At 58.1% G+C, this 20,147-nt stretch carries 13 protein-coding genes; 3 read left to right on the top strand and 10 right to left on the bottom strand.

Translation table 11 applies throughout. The features are described from left to right. Positions 1 to 81: 81 nt before the first annotated feature. Positions 82 to 2,136, bottom strand: coding sequence for a transketolase (gene tkt / locus HRH33_RS15640; RefSeq protein WP_167417672.1), 2,055 nt, complete (start codon positions 2,134 to 2,136; stop codon positions 82 to 84). Positions 2,137 to 2,311: 175 nt separating this feature from the next. Between tkt and HRH33_RS15635 the strand changes: the two genes are divergently transcribed. Next, positions 2,312 to 2,536, top strand: coding sequence for a DUF465 domain-containing protein (locus HRH33_RS15635; RefSeq protein WP_034098345.1), 225 nt, complete (start codon positions 2,312 to 2,314; stop codon positions 2,534 to 2,536). Positions 2,537 to 2,675: 139 nt separating this feature from the next. Here the strand turns inward: HRH33_RS15635 and solA are convergent, their stop codons facing one another. From solA to hglS, 5 genes are all read right to left on the bottom strand, one after another. Beyond that, positions 2,676 to 3,845: an N-methyl-L-tryptophan oxidase gene (gene solA, locus HRH33_RS15630; RefSeq protein ID WP_167417673.1), complete on the bottom strand. Its 1,170-nt coding sequence runs from the start codon at positions 3,843 to 3,845 to the stop codon at positions 2,676 to 2,678. 11 nt (positions 3,846 to 3,856) lie between these two features. Continuing rightward, positions 3,857 to 4,756, bottom strand: a complete 900-nt coding sequence (locus HRH33_RS15625; protein WP_167417674.1) for an EamA family transporter — start codon at positions 4,754 to 4,756, stop codon at positions 3,857 to 3,859. A gap of 2 nt (positions 4,757 to 4,758) precedes the next feature. Continuing rightward, positions 4,759 to 5,610 carry a methyltransferase gene (locus HRH33_RS15620; protein WP_167417675.1) on the bottom strand — a complete coding sequence of 284 codons (852 nt, stop codon included), beginning with the start codon at positions 5,608 to 5,610 and terminating at the stop codon, positions 4,759 to 4,761. Between the two features lie 2 nt (positions 5,611 to 5,612). Continuing rightward, positions 5,613 to 6,419, bottom strand: a complete 807-nt coding sequence (locus tag HRH33_RS15615) for a pyrroline-5-carboxylate reductase family protein (protein ID WP_167417676.1) — start codon at positions 6,417 to 6,419, stop codon at positions 5,613 to 5,615. A 162-nt stretch (positions 6,420 to 6,581) separates the two neighbouring features. Beyond that, positions 6,582 to 7,958, bottom strand: coding sequence for a 2-oxoadipate dioxygenase/decarboxylase HglS (gene hglS / locus HRH33_RS15610; protein WP_167417677.1), 1,377 nt, complete (start codon positions 7,956 to 7,958; stop codon positions 6,582 to 6,584). A gap of 196 nt (positions 7,959 to 8,154) precedes the next feature. On the opposite strand from hglS, the gene HRH33_RS15605 reads away from it, so the two are divergent. Continuing rightward, the gene (locus tag HRH33_RS15605) at positions 8,155 to 10,785 is read left to right on the top strand and encodes an MGH1-like glycoside hydrolase domain-containing protein (protein WP_173603520.1); all 2,631 of its coding nucleotides are present in this window, start codon (positions 8,155 to 8,157) and stop codon (positions 10,783 to 10,785) included. Positions 10,786 to 10,875: 90 nt separating this feature from the next. Here the strand turns inward: HRH33_RS15605 and HRH33_RS15600 are convergent, their stop codons facing one another. The 4 genes from HRH33_RS15600 to HRH33_RS15585 form a co-directional block, all read right to left on the bottom strand. Beyond that, complete coding sequence (locus tag HRH33_RS15600) at positions 10,876 to 11,190, bottom strand: SCP2 sterol-binding domain-containing protein (RefSeq protein WP_034098342.1); 315 nt, start codon at positions 11,188 to 11,190, stop codon at positions 10,876 to 10,878. A gap of 56 nt (positions 11,191 to 11,246) precedes the next feature. Then, positions 11,247 to 11,957, bottom strand: a complete 711-nt coding sequence (locus HRH33_RS15595) for a histidine phosphatase family protein (RefSeq protein ID WP_167417678.1) — start codon at positions 11,955 to 11,957, stop codon at positions 11,247 to 11,249. A gap of 147 nt (positions 11,958 to 12,104) precedes the next feature. Further along, complete coding sequence (locus HRH33_RS15590; protein WP_167417679.1) at positions 12,105 to 16,787, bottom strand: hemagglutinin repeat-containing protein; 4,683 nt, start codon at positions 16,785 to 16,787, stop codon at positions 12,105 to 12,107. A gap of 33 nt (positions 16,788 to 16,820) precedes the next feature. After that, entirely contained in the window at positions 16,821 to 18,518 is a 1,698-nt protein-coding gene (locus HRH33_RS15585) for a ShlB/FhaC/HecB family hemolysin secretion/activation protein (RefSeq protein ID WP_243269819.1), read from the bottom strand. A gap of 212 nt (positions 18,519 to 18,730) precedes the next feature. Here HRH33_RS15585 and sohB point away from each other — a divergent pair, with 212 nt between their 5' ends. Further along, on the top strand, positions 18,731 to 19,756 hold the full coding sequence (sohB, locus tag HRH33_RS15580; protein ID WP_034138408.1) for a protease SohB: 1,026 nt from the start codon (positions 18,731 to 18,733) through the stop codon (positions 19,754 to 19,756). Positions 19,757 to 20,147 lie beyond the last annotated feature (391 nt).

Here is a 20,147-nt window from a genome sequence, read left to right as displayed (position 1 = left end):
CCCCCGATGGCAGCGGGTCAGTCAGCCCATTTGTCGCTGACCCTTCGCTATCGGGGCAAGCCCCCTTCCCACAGGTTTTGATCAGTGCTGGTTAAGGTCGATCTGAGCCCTGGCCTGTTTCACCACATGCTCAACCGTGAACCCGAACTTCTCCTGCAATTTGGCCAATGGAGCCGAGGCGCCGAAGCTGTTCATCACCACTTTGGCGCCCGTCTGGCCGACGTAACGGTCCCAACCCAGAGGGCCGGCCTGTTCGATCACCACGCGCGCCTTCACGGCAGGCGGCAATACGCTGTCGCGGTAGGCCTGGTCCTGGTCTTCAAACAGCTCCCAGCTGGGCATCGACACCACCTGCGCGGCAATCCCTTCAGCCTTGAGCTGTTCATAGGCGTCCACGGCCAGGCTGACCTCGCTGCCCGTGGCTATCAGGATCACCTCAGGCTGGTCAGCGGCCGCCAGCACATAGGCGCCCTTGGCCGCACCACAGGCCGCCGCATAGCGGCTGCGGTCAAGCGTCGGCAACGGTTGGCGCGACAGCACCAGGCAGCTGGGCCGTTGGGTCTGTGCCAGGGCGACCCTCCATAATTCCAGGGTTTCATTGGCGTCGCCCGGGCGCAGGGTCAACAGCCCTGGGGTGGCGCGCAGTTGGGTGAGGTGTTCGATGGGTTGGTGCGTCGGCCCGTCTTCACCCACGCCGATCGAGTCATGGGTAAACACGAACACCACCGGTAGCTCCATGATTGCCGCCAGGCGGATCGGCGGCTTCATGTAGTCGCTGAACACCAGAAAGGTGGAGGTGTAGGGCCGCAGGTAAGAAAGCGCCAGACCGTTGGCGATCGCGCCCATGGCGTGCTCGCGGATGCCGAAATGCAGGTTGCGCCCGCTGTAGTCGTCGGCGCTGAAACGCCCGGCGCCGTCGAACGTGAGGCTGGTCTTGGTCGACGGCGACAGGTCCGCCGAACCGCCGAGCAGCCAGGGGATTTGTCGGGCGAAGGCATTCAGTACTTCGCCACCGGAAGCGCGGCTGGCGACGCCCTTGGCGTCCGTTTCAAAGGTTGGCAATTCGTCTTGCCAGTGCGCAGGCATCTCGCCGGCGCGCATGCGCCGCAGTTCGTCGGCACGGTGTGGGTCCAGGCTGGCCAGGGTCTGATTCCATTGTTGGAACAACGGTTCGGCCCGCTCATACAGCGCATCGCGCAATGCCGTGCGTGCGGCATCGGGCACCAGGAACTGAGCATCCTCGGGCCAGCCATAGGCGGCCTTGGTCAGGCGGATTTCTTCATCGCCCAAGGGTTCGCCATGGGCAGCGGCGGTGTTGTGCTTATGGGGCGAGCCATAGCCGATCACGCTGTCGACCACGATCAGGGTGGGCGCCCCGGTATTGGCCTGAAACGCTTGCAGCGCCTGGCTCAAGGCGCCCAGATCGTTGGCGTCGGTGACATGCAGCGTGTGCCAGCCATAGGCCTGGAAGCGCTTGATCACGTCCTCGCTGAACGCCAGCTCAGTATGGCCTTCGATGCTGATGGTGTTGTTGTCGTAGATCCAACACAGGTTATCCAGCTTCAGGTGGCCGGCCATGGATGCGGCCTCGCTGCTGATGCCTTCCATCATGTCGCCGTCGCCGCACAGGGTGTAGACGTTGTAGTCGAACAGCACCTGGCCGTCGCGGTTGAAACGCTCACCCAGCCAACGCTCGGCCATGGCCATGCCGACGCTATTGGCGCACCCCTGGCCCAGCGGGCCGGTGGTAGTCTCGACACCGGTGGTCATGCGGTATTCCGGGTGCCCCGGCGTCTTCGAGTCGGCTTGGCGGAACTGCTTGATATCGTCCAGGCTGATCGCCGGCTGGCCGGTGCGCTGACCGTGGGCATCAACCTCCACCACGCCGGCCAAGTGCAGTAGCGAATACAACAGCATCGAGGCATGCCCCACCGACAACACAAAGCGATCTCGGTTAGGCCAATCAGGCTGCTCCGGGTGGTAGCGCAAAAATCGGCTCCACAGCGTATACCCCACCGGCGCCAGGCCCATGGGCGTGCCGGGATGGCCGGAATTGGCCTTCTGCACGGCATCCATCGCCAGGGTACGCAGGGTGTTGATGCATTGAGTGTCGACAGCAGTGGCTGGATGAGTCATGAACCGGTCTCCCTCGGGTTGCGATCTGCAGTGGAGGGCAGGGCGGCGCAAAAGGTTTGATCTCATCTCACCTGCCGCGACGAACGGGGCAAGATCAATCCCGGACATGACAAAGCCCATGGGAATGGTCTAGCTTCAAAGGCGTAAGCCATCGATCAACATGCGGAGGTACGCCATGCCAGTGAAACACGACCTGTATCAGGATTTGGGGTTGAGCAAGGAGGCCGTTCACGAACGCAGGGCAAGTGACAAACGCCTGGATTCGCTGCTCGACCAATACGACGTCGCCGACGCGGAAGTGGTAAAGGCCGAAGGAGCAAGTGCCAGCGATGAAGACGTGGAGAAACTGAAGAAAAAACGCTTGTTGGTCAAAGATAAGATTGTGGCGCAGTTGGGCTAATGCCAAATATGAGCAAGCTAGCTTGCGAAAAGCGCTAATGATGACGTAGCGCATCTGTTTGGGCGCCGCGTCCTTAGGCTATTTGCGAGCAGCTTGCCTGCACCATAAAAAGTGATAAGTTTGCTGGCGCGTGTGGGGTTTAGAATTTGCATGATATTAAATTGAAGCGTTGCACTTCAAACTCTGAAAGTGGCACGGCACATTGTCGTTCAAAGGCCATATTGGCTAAAGCATCGCCAATGGCTGGCGCGAATTTGAAGCCATGCCCAGAACAAACGGATGCGAAATATACGGATTCCATTATTTGGGATCGATCTATGAGAAAAGATTCGTCAATGCTCATCGTGTAATAACAATTTTTTGCGCATATGGGTTTTTTCTCCAGCTCCGGAAATATCAAGCTAACAGCTTCAGATATATCATTTATGTAATTATCTTGTACTGGTACGCTTTTCCATTGAGGATTTTCAGAGGTTTGCTGTCGATTGTGAAAACCAATTTTTACGCCAGGTTCGGAGTTGCAAATTGACGGCAAGCCATAAAGAAGGCTTCCGTCCTGACGTTCGTATAAGAACACCGGGAAATGATCAGCCGAGAAGAGTTGCTTTGACGAGTTTTTCGGCTTGAACCAATACACTGGAACTTGGCGCGGATCTAACAGGTGGTTCAGTTCAGGCATCAAATATTTTGCAATCCATGGGCCGGTCGTAACGATAACTGATTTGGCAACATAAATCTGTCCACGTCTCGTTTTGACAAGTACTCCCCGCTTATGGTTTTCGATTGCAGTAACGCAGTCACCAAAAACAGCGGTGGCGCCAGACTTAACCGCCTGATTTAGCATACACGATCTAGCATTGCTGGCCGATATTGCATATGCGCCTGGTTCGAATACGCCCTTCATTTGCTCTGATATATTGAAGGCTGGAAAATTATTTTTTATCTTCAATCCTGTCCATATTTCATGATCGACGCTTCCCTCCATGGCAGTGTTAATACTTCCTGCTACTAGGCGGCTGTGCTCATGCCCAATAAAAATTCCTCCAGTTCTAACAATTAGTTGCATCTGACTTGTTTGTTCAAGTTCATTCCATAATAGATTTGCCTGTCTAAGTAATGGAAGGTACTTGCAACCTTCCCAGTAAGCTTGCCTGAAAATTCTCGATGCTCCTTGGGAAGATCCTCTGCTATAAGTCGGACTTGAAGCATCAATACCCATTATTTTCGATGAGTTTTTCGACGACCTCCATAATGTTGCTGCACCCATGATTCCAAGGCCGATAACAATGACGTCATAATGGTTGTTCACTTTTTTAATCCTCATTTATCTGGTCCGGGAGTGACAAGCGTGTCGTAAGCGATAAGGATCAATAGTATGCTTGTTATTGTAATAATCATTATTTGTGATGTGTTGGGTGTTTCGGGATTACCGAAAAGCAGCCCAATGGAAAGAAGTGTTAGCGGTAAAATAAACTGCATAAGCCCAGTCAGCGATAATGGGATTTTTCCTGAAGAAAAAGAAAACATCAACAAGGGCGTCACAGATACGATGCCAGCGAGCCAGATTAGTTGATTTGTACCTTCGGGAAGTCTGCTAGGTAGAATAATCGGAAGACTCAATAGCCATACGGCTAATGCTAAGCACAAGCTTAGGAAAAACGTTTCTAAAAATAAACCGCTTAAGGCGTTCAAAATGGTGGTCTTCTTTATGTATGTGTAGGAGCCCCATGTGAAAGCGATTATTAAATAAGTAAAATGGCTGAGGTTTTCACTCCAAAATATAAGAAGAATGATCGAAATTAATGCAATCGAAATTGACCACGCTTTGTTGCGGCTTATCTGATCATTGAACACTAAAAGGCTTAATCCGATGGAGGTGAACGGAGCCAGCAAGTATCCAAGCCCGCTCTCCAGCACGAATCCATTTATGGACGCCCATATGAAAGTTCCCCAATTTATAGCAACGAGGAAAGAAGCGAAAAAATGTATAGTTATTGACTTCTTTGTTAGTTTTTTTATTTGTTTGAGGTTGCTTGGGATGAAAAGCAGCGCGGCAAGGATAATAGTTGATAATACTATCCTGTATGCTACCAGTGTTACAGTTGGAACTTCGCTAAATTCTTTCCAGTAGAGAGCGGAGGCTCCAAGCAAAAAATTTGCTATGCCTGAAAAGAATATTGCTAAGTAATAACTTTGACGGGAGGCGTGTTTTGCTAACATGTTTAGGTCGCACGATGGTAAAGCTCGATGATTTCATAGGACCAAAATATATTCCCGTGTACGTCTGTGGAGTAAGCGGCTAAGTCTTGTTTAGACCATTTTTCGAACTCCTCTTTTAAACTTTTTTCAATGGATTGCCAGCCATTTGAGTAATAGAGAAGCGGAATTTTATGTCGTTCTATTAGCTTGTAGGCTAGTGGAGGCGTACCTCGGTGTTTTTGAATGTACCTGGAAAGTACGTCCTGTATTCCGATCAAAGAATTGAGCCCTATAATTGCTTTTCCTTTGGAGTTAAGGTGGGCGGGGAGCTGCTCAAGAAAACGTGATACTACCTCATCCCCATAAAACATGGCTTGAATGGGTAATTCTGTTGCTGGGTCTGCTTTTCTTAATTTATTAATCAGAGCCTGTGAAGGTGTTCGCCATCCGGGAGGGTTGAAAACTATTGTTTGAAACCGTCTCTCAGATAGGTCTTCGAATAAATCCCCAGTATGGAATTCTATTTTGTTGTTTTTAAAGTTTAAGTTTTCATGAAATTTTGCTTGTTTTATTGATATTTCGGATATGTCCGTAGCGGTGATGTCATTGTTGCCGAGTTTACGCATTAAAAGTGCGTGAACACCGGTGCCCGTACCAAGATCTAAAAAGCTTTGCCTAAAAGCACTAGAGTCTAATGAGCGCACCAAGTAGTCTCCAAGCTTTATTCCGGCTGGGCTTACTTTGAAAACTTTAGGTGCATGAGTTAGGTTTATACACAGCCCCAAGCCAAAATAAATTTTGTATTTGTTCTCGATATGTTCAGTGCTTAAGTGTTTTTTGGCGGCTGTTTCATTATGATCAAGAAGTCCTTGCATTTTTACGTGCTCCTTCCCAGGGTCGCTGATCGCGCGCAAGCAGTCTTCAATCCATCGATAATAGTTTTTTTAATCTGGTTTTTTTCGAAGATGTTAACTGCTTGTTGTGTAGTTCCCCCAGGTGTCATCACTCTTTCGCAGAGCTTAATTGGATCGTCCTGAGCTAGTTTTAGTAGTCTGGAGGTGCCGCTCATTAATTGAGCTGTAATTAGCAGAGCGCTTGCTTTTTCGAAACCGCTACTAATTGCGTACTCGTAAAGGGCTGCTGCAAAAAATGAAAGGTATGCCGGCCCGCCCCCGACTAAAGCAGTGGCGCTATGCATCAGCTTTTCGTTTTGAATGAAAAGTAGTAAGCCAAGCCCCGAAAGAAGATTTTTGACTTTTTTACTATTGCTCTGGGTTACAGAAGCTGCTGCCAATACAATCGTGACGCCTTCATTCTCGGCACAAGCAAGATTTGGCATTGCACGAAATACCTGTGAGCAATTCAATCGGTCTGTAAGTTCGGATATACACGTCCCGGCCATCACTGAAATTATGATGCCTTTGTATTTTTTTATATGAAGGTTTATTTCCAAGAAATTTGAAAAGTCTTGAGGTGTCGTTGCTAGGAATAAAACCTCCGACGCAATGGGGTTTGGCAATATTTCTATCGCAGTGATGCCGCCATTGATGATTGACGCTCGGCGAACGGCATCGGGTTCAATTGCTAATATCGAGCTTTCTGGGTTGGCGCGTCGCAATCCAAGTGCGATGGCGCTGCCCATATGACCGGCTCCTACGACTATAATTTTCTTCAACGCTTCCATGATTTTTTCTATCCGAAACGATGAGTGCTGTGTTTTGAGCTTCGTCCCGTACAGAAAATTTATCAAATTGTGAGGGTCCTAAAATCATGTAGTCCCTTTCTCATGGCCAAGCGCGATAGCAAAAATTTAGATTTCGAAGAGTTCCAGAGGCGAGCAACTAAATCAGCCCAGCAACACCCGCATACACTCATCCACCGACCGCTGTTGTGTCTCCCCATACAACTTCAATTCATCAATCGTCGGGCTGCCGAGGGCTTTTTCGAATTCAGCCTGGTTTGAGTTGGCTGCGTAGTGGCTTTGCGCAGCGTCCCCCAGGTTTGATTGGAATATCCCCGCCGCGCTGACCGGTAGAAAGTCCTCGTACACCAGCGGTTCCACATCGATATGGCCTGCGTCGATCAGCTCCGGCAGGGTGCGGGGTTGTGCGGGGTTGCCGCGTACCGCCAGGCCTTGCGCAGTGGCGAAGTAGCGGAAGTAGGCCAGGCCCTGTTCGCGTAGTTGCGCGTAGGTGTCGGGGAAGGCCTGGAAATGGTGCGCCATCAGTTGACCATAGCGCGCGGCGTTCGCCTCGTTGGGGAACGCCCCCAGTTCATCGCGGGCGGCGTTCAGCAGTCGGTCATACAGCGCGCGGCCCTTGGGCGTGAGTGCGACGCCGCGTTGCTCGATTTCGCCGAAACGCGCGCTGTGGCTGCCTTGGGCGTCGGTGAACGCGATGGGTTCGTCGAGGGCTTTGAAGCTGGTCTGGCGCAGCAGGATCGGACACTGGCGGGGTGGCGGGCCTTCGATGACGGCCTTGGGTGTGATGCCTTTGCCGGGCATGGCCACTTGCACCTGGTCGATGTCCAGCGTGCGCGGAGTGAGGTGGTTGATATGCGGGCCTTTGAAGGCCACCACGTCGGCGATCAGGCGGTGTTGGTCGCTGAGTTGCTGGTACTGCGCGGCGGTGACGGTCGCGGTGTGGTGCCAGCGGAAGGTTTCCAGGGCCTGTCGGATAAATTCATCGGCATCCTCGACGTTTAGGCCACCGTCTCGCTCCGCTTGTTCGATCAGTGCCAGGGCGCCCGGGGTGAAGATCGAGCGCTTGGCCAAGGCGTTTTCGGCGAAGGCGCGCAGGTCGGGATTTTCGATCAGTTCCAGGCGCAGCAGCGAGGTAAATACGCGGAACGGGCTGGTTTGCAGCGCGCTTTCATGCACCGCACGAAATGCCGTGGAGTGCACCGGCACCCCCGCCGGCGTCAGGTCGTAATAACCCACCGGCTGCATGCCCATAACCGCGAACAAACGGCGGATGGTTGCCAGCTCGGCAGCCGTGCCCAGGCGAATCGCGCCATGGCGTTCCATATCCAGGCGTTGGATCTCGCCGGTGCGCTGCAGGTGCTGTGCCAGCCGCGAATCAGCCTCCAGCGTCTGCGCGTTGACCTGCGCCACCAGCTCCATCAGCGTGCCATACAGCGGGACTTCAGCGCGGTACATCTCGGACATGGCCTTGGAAAAACCCTTGCGGATCTCGTCGGGGCTGACATGGGCGCTGGCTGGCATAGAAAAATTCCTGATGACAATGAAAGAGGGCGTGGCCGTTGCCCGGATTTTGTTGAGCCCCGAGACGGCTTGCAAACGAAGAATCCTCTGGACTTCATTCTGCAAACGAATGAGTCAAGGTAAAACCGAGTTCATGTGCATTGATACGGGGATGGGTTCTACACTGGCCGCCAACCAGTGCCTGATGGAGGGTTGGATGACCGCATCTATTCTGCAAACGATCGAGGGCCAGCGCCTGGTGGGTGAGGGCGCCGATGCCTGGCGCGTATGGGGCCCATATTTAAGTGAGCGCCAGTGGGGCACGGTACGAGAGGACTACAGTGCCGACGGCGATGCCTGGCGTTTCTTTCCCCATGATCACGCACGTAGCCGCGCTTATCGCTGGGGCGAAGATGGTCTGGCCGGGTTCAGCGACAAGGCGCAGCATTGGTGCCTGGGCCTGGCGCTATGGAACGAGCGCGACCCGATCATCAAGGAGCGTCTTTTCGGCCTGAACAACGCTGAAGGCAACCACGGGGAGGACGTCAAGGAGCTGTACTTTTTCGTCGATGGCGTGCCGAGTCATGCCTACATGCGCATGCTCTACAAGTACCCGCATGCAGCGTTCCCCTATGATGATTTGGTCGCCGAGAACGCCCGACGAGGCTTGGGCGATGCCGAGTATGAAATCCTCGATACCGGGGTGTTCGAGGACAACCGCTATTGCGATGTCAGCGTCGAATACGCCAAGCACCAGCCAGACGATATTTTCATGCGCGTCATCGTGCATAACCGCTCGCCGCAGCCGACGCGCCTGCAGGTGCTGCCTCAGTTGTGGGCGCGCAATGACTGGAGCTGGACCTTCGATGCACCTAAGCCACGGTTGAGCCTGGACGGCGAGCAGGTGTTGGCGCGTCATCCTGCATTGCCGGATCGCTGGCTCAGCGCCTGGGGCCAGGACGGGCTGGAGTGGCTGTTCTGTGAAAACGAGAGCAACACCACTCGCCTCGACGGGCAGCCAGCATCGGGGCCGTTCAAGGATGGCATCAACGATTACGTGGTGAACGCGGCGCATTCGGCGATTCGTCGCGACGCCGGCACCAAGGTCGCCGCGCGTTTCATCCTCGATCTGCCAGGCCTGGCGAGCCAGACCCTGTACCTGCGCTTCGCCCCCGTGGAAGCGCCCCAGGTCCACGCCCGCAAACTGTTCGAACAGCGCCGCCGGGAAGCGGATGACTTTTACGCGGCATTGCAACACGGCATCAGCGACGCAGACGCGCGCAATGTGCAGCGCCAGGCCCTGGCAGGGCTGCTTTGGTCCAAACAGCTGTACTACTTCGACGTCAACCAATGGCTCGACGGCGATCCCACCCAACCTGCACCGCCACCCGAGCGCTTGCACCTGCGCAATAGCCATTGGCGGCACCTGTCCAATTTCGACATCCTGACCATGCCCGACACTTGGGAATACCCCTGGTATGCCTCCTGGGACCAAGGGTTCCAGGCCGTTGCCATGGCGTTGATTGATCCGGGGTATGCCAAGCACCAGTTGTTACTGCTGGTCAAAGATCGCTTTATGCATCCCAACGGCCAATTGCCGGCATACGAATGGCGTTTCGACGATGCCAACCCGCCGGTCCATGGGTGGGCCAGTTGGCGCGTGTATCAGCAGGACAAGGCGCTGACCGGTATCGGTGATTTGGACTTTCTTGAACGGATTTTCCACAAGCTGCTGTTGAATTTTTCCTGGTGGGTCAACCGCAAGGACGCTGAGGGGCGCAATCTGTTCCAGGGCGGCTTCCTGGGCCTGGATAACATCGCCCTGTTCGATCGCTCGGCTGCGATGCCGCCAGGCTATCAGCTCGATCAGGCCGACGGCACGGCGTGGGTGGCGGCCTATGCGCTGGATTTGATGCGTATCGCTCTGGAGTTGGCCAAGCGCAATCCCGTGTATGTGGATATTGCAGTGAAATTTTTCGAGCATTTCTTGTATATCGCCGGTGCCATCAACCGGGTCGACGATAGCGAGGAAGGCCTATGGGATGAGCAGGACCTGTTCTTCTACGATGTGCTGCGTCGCCCCGACGGCCAGAACGAACCGGTACGCCTGCGCTCCATCGTCGGCCTGATGCCGCTGTTTGCCGTGCTGGTGCTGGAGCAACGCGAGCATGAAGGTTTGCCTGGGCTACGCGAGCGCCTGCTGGGGTTTATGCACCACCGGCCCGATTTGGCCGCACTGGTATCGCGCTGGAACGAGCCGGGACAGGGCAATCGCCTGTTGCTGGCGCTGCTGCGTGGCGAACGCACCAAGGATCTGCTGCGGCGCATGCTGGCTGACGACGAGTTTCTCTCAACGTTTGGCGTGCGCTCATTATCCAAGGCGTTCGCGGACCAACCCCTGGCACTGAAGATAAATGGCGATACGTTGTGCGCGCGTTACCAGCCAGGTGAGTCCGACTCGCGGCTGTACGGTGGTAATTCCAATTGGCGCGGGCCGTTGTGGATGCCCATCAACTACATGCTGATCGAGTCGCTGCGCGAATTCGAGCGTTATTACGCCGATCACTTCTCGGTGGAGTACCCGGCGGGCAGCGGTTATCTGGCGTCACTGGGAGAAGTGGCCGACGGCCTCAGCCAGCGGTTGACTCGCTTGTTTCTATTGGATGAAAACGGGTCACGCCCGTCGATGGCGGGGTATGCGCAGTTGGAGGCTGATCCCCTCAGCCGTGAGCTGGTGTTGTTTCACGAATATTTCCATGGCGAAACCGGCCGCGGCCTGGGCGCGTCACACCAAACCGGGTGGAGTGCATTGGTGGCGTTGTTATTAAGTGTTGCGCCGAAGGCTTGAGGGGAATAAGGCCGATATCCGGTTAGTCGGAGGCCGCCAGGTTGAACGAAAAATCCCGCCGGGTGGCGGGATTCTTTGAGCATCGACTTATCAGGCCGGAAACAGTTCGCTCAGCTTCATCGCCAGCATCATGTCGCCTTCGGTGCGCAGCTTGCCGCCCATGAACGCCTGCATGCCGTCGGTGGTGCCGTCGACGATGCCTTCCAGCGTGTCGCTGTCCATCACCAGGGTGACTTGGGCGTCTGGGTTCTCGCCTTCTTTGAGTTCGCAGGTCTTGTCTTTGACCACCAGGGAGAAGTTCTTGGTGTCGTCGATGCGGAAACCGAACACCAGGTCCAAGCCTTCGGCAGCGCTTGGGTTGAATTTGGCTTTCATTGCTTCTACAGCTTTGGCTACGTCAGTCATGGTTTCGATCCTTAAGGGTGGAGTCCAGTGACCTTGGGGTCACGGTTGGCCGCGGTTCATCGGAAGGTGATGAGCTGCGGCGCCTTCAACAGTTGCAAGTGGGTATGGCTGTTGAAGGAAGCCAGGGCCACCTCGCGACCGCGGAATTTCAGCTGGTTGAGCGAGGTGTTCACAATCTGCCAGTTCAGCTCGAAGGCTTGGACGGCAGGGATGCGGGTAATCAGGTGGAGCAGGGCGGTGATGGTGCCGCCGGAGGTGAACACGGCGATTTTGTGGGTGTTTTCGGCTGCTTCCAGCAGACGCTGCAGGCCGCCTTGGACGCGCTCGACAAACCCCAGCCAGCTTTCCAGCCCTGGTGGGTCGTAGGTGCCGGCCAGCCAGCGTTCGATGATCAGGGCGAAGATGCGTTGGAACTCGCCGCGGTTTTGCGCGGCATTGCGCAGGATGTCCAAAGCATTGGGCTCGCTGTCGAGCAGGTCGGGGAGCAGGGCGCGGATGATGGCGTCGGCATCGAATTCGTTGAAGGCGCTGTCGGTTTCCAGGGTGGGAGTCGGCAGGCCGAGGGTGCGGTATTGATCGAACGCAGCAGTGGCGGTGTGCTGCTGGCGGCGCAGGTCGCCGGCTATGCAGCGGTCGAACACCAGGCCCATGTCCGCCAGGTGGCGACCGAGCACTTGCGCTTGTTCCACGCCGATGGGGGACAGCACGTCATAGTCGTCTGCACCGAAGGAGGCCTGGCCATGTCGAATCAAATAGATGCTGCCCACGTCCGTTCACCCGGTACGTTGAAAGTCTGGCGAGGTTATGAGGATGCCGGGGAGCTGTCAATGGAAAAACATACGCTTGTTTTAAAAGCGTGTTGGAGCAACTGAGCAAGGCCCCTGTGCACAGGGGCCTGGATGTTTTTAACGCGCTTATTGATCGACTCCGCTGACCAGGTGTTGGCCTTGGTCGTGGCCGCCGGTACGCAACAGGCCCAGGTTGAAATGCTCATCGCGCTGGCTTTGCGGGTCACGGGGGTTGTTGAACGCTGCGTAGAGCGCTGTGCCCAGTTGCTGGGGCGAGGTCGAGGCGTTGAGCGAGAAATCCGTGCGGGTGTCGCGGCCTTGAATGTCGCGGCCAGTAATCTTCGCCTCGCCCAGTGCCACGCGGCCATGGCTGGAGGCGATGCGCGCGCCGGTCAGGTCGACTGCGCCGCCCACATGCAGCGTTACCCCGTCGCCGCCGTTGATGCCGGACGCCTCGGCGACCGTGTTATTGCTGAACCAGCTGAAGTCCCCCAGCAGTGTGGGTGTGGTGTCGCGGTAGGCCGGATTTTGAAACAGCAGGTTCTTCAACGTGGACGACCCCGTGGCCGCGCCAGTACCGGCCTGGGTCGCGGGCGAGCCACCGACCTTGCTGTTCAGCTTGTCCTTGAGCGTGCGCGCCTTGTCTGCCGTTTTTTCGTAAAGGTTCTTTCCGGCGGTCTTGAGCTTGCCCGACCACGGCCCGCCGGCCACGCTGAGCTTATCGACCGCGCCCGCCGGGTTCTTTTCCGTGGTCAATTGCGCGTCGACCTGCACCTTCAAGCCCTCCACCTGATCCTGACGGCTCTGCACCACCAAGTCGCCGTCGACTGTGCCGCTGACTTCGCGCGCCGTGACGGTAGCCCCCAGCAACTGCGTGTCGCCGCGGCTGTCGAGTTGAATGCGATCGGCCCGCAGGCGGGTATTGTCGTGGGTCTGACTGCTGAGTTGGTCCACGCCGCCCTTGGCGCGCGCGTACAGGCCGGAACCGTTATTGGCCGGGTCCGCACTGCGGGTGCCGCTCACACCCAGGCCGCCGGCGATAGTGCGGTTGTTGCGGTGCTCATTGGAGACCGCAGACTCCAGCACTAAGTCGCCGCCGGTGGCCGCCAGCTCAAACGCCTGGGCCTGGCCCTGCACTCCTTGCAGGCGCACATGATCGGCCTGGATACGCACGGTGCCCGCGCTATCGAGCGTGCCACCGCGCTGCAACACGCTGTCTTCGTCGATGTCAGCCAGGCTGAACTGGGCACCGGCGCTGCCGCTCTTGCTGCTGGATGTGTCAGCCTGGGTCGCTTTGGCACTGACGCGAGCCCCGCCGCCGATCCCGTCGCCATTGGCCGTGTGGGTATCGACCCCGGCCAGGAACTCAAAGCGGTTTCCGGCGGTGAGGCGAATATCGCCGCTGTTGGACGTGCCGACCTTGGCGCCGTGCACGGTCAGGTCCTGCCCGGCGTCGATTTCGATCACGCCGTCGGCGATCAAATCGGCACCGCGGCCTTGGGAGTCTTCGACGCTCAAGTCGGATTTATCCAACTGGAAGCCCGCGTTGGCTTTCTTGCTGGTGCCTGGGCTGCTGCCCAGTTCAACCCAGCCGAAACCGCTCAAGGTGCCTTCGCCGGAACCCTGCCAGTCGCGGGCTTGGTTGAAGGTCAGCGAACCGGCGGCCTGAATCTTCAAATCACCGCGTCCCGCGTCGAAGCGGCTGCCTTCATAGCGGCCGTCGCTGCCCAGCTGCACACTGATGCCGCGTTTGCCCTCGATGCTGCCTGGCACTGCGGTACGGGTGGTGTTACCCAGGTCGAAACTGCCGCCCACGCCCAGAACCCGCGCATTCAGGTCGCGGCCGGTGGTGGTGTACAGCCTTAACGAAACGTCGGTGTCGGTGCCGTTGTCCTGTTGCCAACTGCTGTTCTCGGCTGCGTTGAAGGTATGGCTGTTGGCCTTGATCGACACGCCTCCCTCGGTGGCCGTGTAGCGTGTGCCGGTATCGGTCAATGCACCCTCAACCTGCACGTTGACGGTGGCACCTTCGAAGGTGCTGACCACCGCTGTGGTGCCTCCGCTCTCGGCGCGGGTGTTCAGCACATTGACGGCCAGGTCGACGCCCAGGTTGGGTGGTTCAATCGCATCGAGCACCGAGGGTTGATAGAACTTGCTCTGATCCACCCCTTCGACCAGTTTCTGCACCGGGCGGGTGAGGTCTTTGTATTCGATGTTGCTGCCGATACTGGCGGTCCAGCCCTTGACCTGCTCGGTTTCGACGGTGCTGTTGGAGACCGCGCGGTTCTCCACGCTGCCGGCGCTGAGGGTGAGGTTTTTGTCAGCCTTGACCTGCGCGGCCTCGGTCAACAGCGTGCCCTGGCCCTTGTCGGCAACCAGATTCAGATCGCCGGCGCTGCTCAGATGGCTCGATTTGACGGTGGTGGAGGCGCTGCTTGTCATCACCTCTTCCTGGCCGACCTTGTAACCGCCGCCGGCTCGATCCATGCCGCCGGTGACAAAGTGGCCAAGGCCGAAGGTATCGGTTTCACTGACGCGCGTGGTCGTGTCGGCTTCGCTGAGCAGTTCGATGGCGTGGCCGGCGATGTTCAAATCGCCCTGGGTACTGCTCACGTCCGAGGCTTTGACCCGCACGGTATTTTCGGCAGTGATGTCCACCGTGGCGCCTTTGAGTTGGCTGCCTTCATGGGTGAGGCTGTCCTGGGTGGTGGTGTTGTGCTCCTGGCTATAGCCGACCCCGGCTTGAAATTGTTTCGAGCCCTTGATGCCGGGCGCCGCTTGTTTGGTCTCGGTGGCGGAAGAGGTGAACCCGTTGCGGGTGGTCTGCGTGACCGTGGTGTCGCGGCTCGTGCCCGCTAGCAAGTTGATATCGCCCGCGGCGGTCAGTTTCAACTCGGCCTTTGCTTCGACATCCGCGCCGATCACATTCAGATCACTGGCGCTTTGCAGGCGCAGGTTGCTCTGGGACTTCACCTGGCTGCGCACCAGGTTGCTGGCGTTTTTCCGCTCGTCAGTCTGGTCCTTGAATAGGCCGAACAGTTTGCTGTCGGAGCGCGACTTTTCCGAGTGCACCAGGCTTTGGCTGCCGTCGATCGTCAGCGAGCCGCTGTTGCTGATCAATACCGCGTCCTGCTGCCCCAGCACCTGGCTGCCGGTAATCAGCACATCGTCGGAGGTGACCCGCAAGGTGCCCTGGGCACTGACGCGGCTGCCGATGGACTGGTCTTCGCTGCGGTTGTCCTTGTCGTTTTTGCCGAACACGGCGCCGGAGAGCAGGTCGCCTTCGTAGTTGTTCTGCGTGCGTTGCTGGGCGGCGCGCGTGACGCCGACATTGACCTGTTTGCCGGACTCGATCGTCAGGTCCCCCTGACTCTGAACCTGGCTGCCCAGCACCGTCAGGTTCTTGCCGCTGCGTACGCTCATCGCCGCGTTGCTTGACAGGCTGCTGGCGCGGGCGGTTTCGGTGGTGCGCGAGGTGTCGTAATCCCCACGCCATAGGCCCTTGCGGTGGTTGAGGGTTTCGCGGGTGGTCTGGGAGTCGTTCAAAGCGCTAAGGCGCAGGTCTCTGCCGGCCGTGGCGTGCAGGTTGCGACCGGCGCTGGCGCTGGAGGCCGACAATTGCAGATCGCCACCGGCCTTGAGCGTCAGATCGGTGCGTGCCTTGAGCTGGGTGCCGACGTGTTCGACGTCGATCTGGGTGGTGGTCTTGTCGTAGGTTTCGGTAGTGATGAACAACACCTTCTTTTTCCAGGACTCTTGCTGTTGGCTCTGGCTTTTGCGGGTTTTGGCCTCAAGGCGCAGATGGCGTCCGGCGCTGGCGTCGATGGCACGACCCTGCACCTCAACTGCCGACAGTGTCAGATCGTTGTGGGCGGCGAGGGCGACGTCGCCGTTGGTGCTGCTGATGCGGGTGCGCACCGGCTCAGGGTTGCCGGAGATGGACAGGTTGCCGGCCGACGTCACCTTGAGATTGCCGCGCGCTGTCAGCGGCGCGGCGATCTTGACCCCGGCGCCGTCGGCGGTGCTGATAATGTTGATGCGTCCGGCCTGCATGGCGCCCAACAGCTGCGCGTCGACCGCCCGGGCGCTTGCCCGGCCGCTGCTTTCGATGACGGCCTCGGCGTAGCGCAGGCGATTCTGCCCGATCAAGACGTTGAGATCGTCCCGTGCGGTGAGCGTACCGTGGGTGCTGATGCGTGGAGCGATCAGGTCGAGGGCGCCGGCGCTGTTGCTCACGCCTCGCTCGCCCACGTTGAGGGGATTGGCACCGTTGAAGGTGGTGAGGCGCTTGAGCTTGCCGTCCTCCAGTTCCGGGCTGCCCACTACAAAGCTGGCGCGCGGTGTATTGATAAAGCTGGCGCCGTTGACTGTGATGCCGTTGGGGTTGGCCAGCACGTAGTCGGCCGCGCGCCCGAACACTTCCTGCGGGCCGTTGATATGGGAGGCCTTGCGGCTGGTCACTTCGTTGAGGATCAAGCCGGCCGCCCGGCCGCTGAACTGCGGATTGGCGGGTAACTGCCCGGCCAGTTTCGAGCGTCCCGCCGCCACCGCATTGTTCAATACCAGACCTGCGCTTTGCACGTTGTAGTCCACGAATCGATTGTGGGAAACCCCAGCCTGGTTGGGCGCGACGATGTTCAATACCGGTACATCCTTCACGGTGAAGCGCTGGGCATTGCCGCTCACCGGCACCACATCGGCGGCGAACGCCTGATGGCCATAGTGAATCGACAGCAGGCTGCAGATCACCCAACGCAGGGAATGGGAGGGTTTGAGATGAACCGATGGAAAACGGCAATGACTAGTCATGGCTTGACCTTCTTGTTGTTATTGGGGGAGGCGTTATAAGTGCAGGCTTAACTCCATCAGCCAGAAACCTCGTTCCTTGATCGGTAGCGCGGGGCCGAACAGCCCGCGCTGGTAATCCACGTCCACTTGCCAGGTGCGGTGGTTCAAGGCCAGGCCAACGCTGGCCCCGCCTACACGCTGGATATCGGCGCCTTTGAGGTACTGGCTCCAGCCCAGGTCCACCCCCACGCGCGGGCTGATCTGCAACTGGCCCAGCAGGTGTCGGCGCAGGCTCAAGGTGTTGCGCCACACCGCGCCGTTGGCGGCGGCCAGCGCAGCGAGGCGGAAGCCGCGTACCGCGTAATGGTCGGTGATCAGCAACTGTTCCAGGCTCGGCAGTGGGTCGGGGCTGTATTGCAGTGCGAGTTGGCTGTTCCACACACCGTCGGCGGTAGGGTTGTGCCGCGTGTAATCGATGTCGACGCGGTATTTATGAAATTGCGCGCGGGGCAAGTCCCGGGATTCATGCCGGCTGTCGCGGTCGGCGCCCAAGCCGTCGAGGCCCTGGGCATAGCTGACATTGGCGTTCCAGATGCCGTCCGCCAGCGTCAACAGGTTGAGACTGGCCTCGGCCACCGTCAGGCTCGGGCTCTGGATCGCCAGGTAGGTATCGGCGATGTAGCTTTGCGAGCGTTTTGTGCTCAGGCGCAGGTTGCCATTGAGCAACGTGTGCTGATCACGCCACAGCAGGCGGTTGAGGCCGATGCCGTATTGATGGGCCTGGCCGTTGGCGCTGACGGTCTGGCTGGGCAGGGCGATGCCATAACGGTAGTGGGCCTGGCTGGCGCTCAAGGCCAGGGTCCAGAAACCGTAGGGCAAGGTGTAGTAGATACCCTGGGAACGACTGTAGCGGTGGCTGTCGCCCAGGGAGGTACTGGCGCTGACACTGATGAAGTCATTCAGGCTCAGCGGGCTGTCGTACGCCAGATGGAGTAGCGCCGTGTGCCTTCCTGTCGCCTCGGTGCCACGGTTGTTGTAGCTCGCGCTGCTGCTCAGGCGCGGCGCAGTGGAGCGCGGGCGCAGCAACAGGTGCGAGGCCCCAGGTTGCTGGCCGGGGAGTACATCCACCGTCAGATCGACTGAGCGCAGGCGGTTCAACTGATCGAGGCCCTGTTCCAGCTCGCGCAGTTGCAGCGGCCGGCCCAGCATGTCGGGGAACGCGCCGCGCAACGACACCGGTAGGTCCGGATCCGCCAGTTCGATGCTTTCGAGGTAGCCTTCTTCGATGACGATGTCGAGGCGCTGGCCATCTTCGGGAGGCTGTTTCAGGTAGGGGCGACTGGTGATATAGCCGGCCTCGACGTACAGCGCGGTCAGTGCCGCCAACAATTGGTTGATAGGCGACGCGCCCATGCACGCGCTGAGGTGGGATTGCAGCACCGTGCGCAGGCGCGCCGGCTCGAGCAGGGTATTGCCCGTCAGGCGCAGGCCGCGTATCTGCCAGCACGGTTCGGTGGCGGACGATTGCGGGAGCGGGGCGGCGGGCTCCGATTGCACGGTGGCCTCACGCTCAAGCAGGCGCAGGCGCTGTTCGCGTTCCAGTTGCTCGCGGGTTCGACGCTCGAACTCCTGCGCGCGCAGGTCGACCGGGTTGAGCTGTGCGGAGGCTGCCACGCCAGGGAGGCTGGCGCTCGATGCAATGCACAGCGCCATGAGCAGCCAGGCGCGGGTATCGAGGTGCTGGGGGCGCATCGGCGTCGCTCCTGTGTGGGTGTGTTCAACGCCGAGTTTAAAATCGTTTTCTCTCGTATTTGCTGGGCTTCGGGTCTGAAAATGATGTGGGAATCGAACTACGCAAGTAGGACTTTGTCGCTATTTTTGTAGGATATTGGCCGGGTTAACAGTGTTAGACACGGTGGCGACAATCCCCGTAGACTGCGGCTTTCGAGCCTCATAGGTGTCTTATGGAGTTTCTTGCCGAGTACGCAAGTTTTCTAGCTAAAACCGTCACCCTGGTGGTCGCCATTCTGGTGGTGCTGATCAGCTTCGCGGCGCTGCGCAGCAAGGGGCGGCGCAAGTCCGCCGGCCAATTGCAGGTCAGCAAGCTCAACGATTTTTACAAGGAGCTGCGTGAGCGCCTGGAGTCGACCCTGCTCGACAAGGATCAGCTCAAGGCCCTGCGAAAATCCGAGGGCAAGGCCGAAAAGAAGAAGGGCAAACAGAAAGCCGAGGCCAAGCCACGGGTATTCGTGCTGGACTTTGACGGCGACATCAAGGCCTCGGCCACCGAGAGTCTGCGCCATGAAATCACCGCATTGCTCAGCCTGGCCACGCCCAAGGATGAGGTGGTGCTGCGCCTGGAAAGCGGCGGCGGCATGGTGCACAGCTATGGCCTGGCTTCGTCGCAACTGGCGCGTATCCGCCAGGCCGGCGTGCCGTTGACCGTGTGCATCGATAAGGTGGCAGCCAGCGGCGGCTACATGATGGCGTGCATTGGCGAGAAGATCATCAGCGCGCCCTTTGCCATCCTGGGTTCCATCGGTGTGGTGGCGCAGTTGCCCAACGTCAACCGCCTGCTGAAAAAGCACGATATCGACTTCGAAGTGCTCACCGCCGGCGAGTACAAGCGCACCCTCACGGTGTTTGGCGAAAATACCGAGAAGGGCCGGGAGAAATTCCAGGAAGACCTGGACATCACCCATCAACTGTTCAAGAACTTTGTTTCGCGTTATCGCCCGCAGTTGGCCATCGACGAAGTGGCGACCGGTGAGGTGTGGTTGGGTGTGGCCGCGCTGGATAAACAGTTGGTTGATGAGTTGCAGACCAGCGATGAATACCTGGCGACCAAGGCCAAGACGGCCGAGGTATTTCACCTGCACTATGCCGAGCGCAAGAGCTTGCAGGAACGCGTTGGCCTGGCGGCCAGTGGTTCGGTGGACCGCGTGTTGTTGACGTGGTGGAGCCGGTTGACTCAGCAGCGCTTCTGGTAACACCAATGTGGGAGCGGTGGCTTGCTCCCGATAGCCGTAAGTATCTAAAGGCTGATGCAAAACGCCGTGGTGAGCAGGCTTGCCCTGCGCTGGGCTGCGAAGCAGCCCTCTCCAAAAAATAGGGTTTATATGGCACACCGAGGCGCTTGGCCCGGGGGCGGCGTTGCAGCCAAGCGCAGGGCAAGCCTGCTCACCCCAAAGGACGCATTTTTTCAGGTTTTGTTTTCATCGAAGGGCAAGTAGATGCCTATGCCCCGATAGCGGTGTATCAATCAACCTATGCGAACTTGAAGAGCGGCCATCGGGGTAAGCCCGCCTCTCACAGGGTTTACACCTCGGATACAGATTTTGTAATGGTTTTGCGTTGTGGGAAATTCATGTTTCGAATGTA

This window comes from Pseudomonas rhodesiae (genome assembly GCF_013285305.1).
GTDB lineage: Bacteria > Pseudomonadota > Gammaproteobacteria > Pseudomonadales > Pseudomonadaceae > Aquipseudomonas > Aquipseudomonas rhodesiae.
This window is presented reverse-complemented; position numbering and strand designations above follow the sequence as displayed.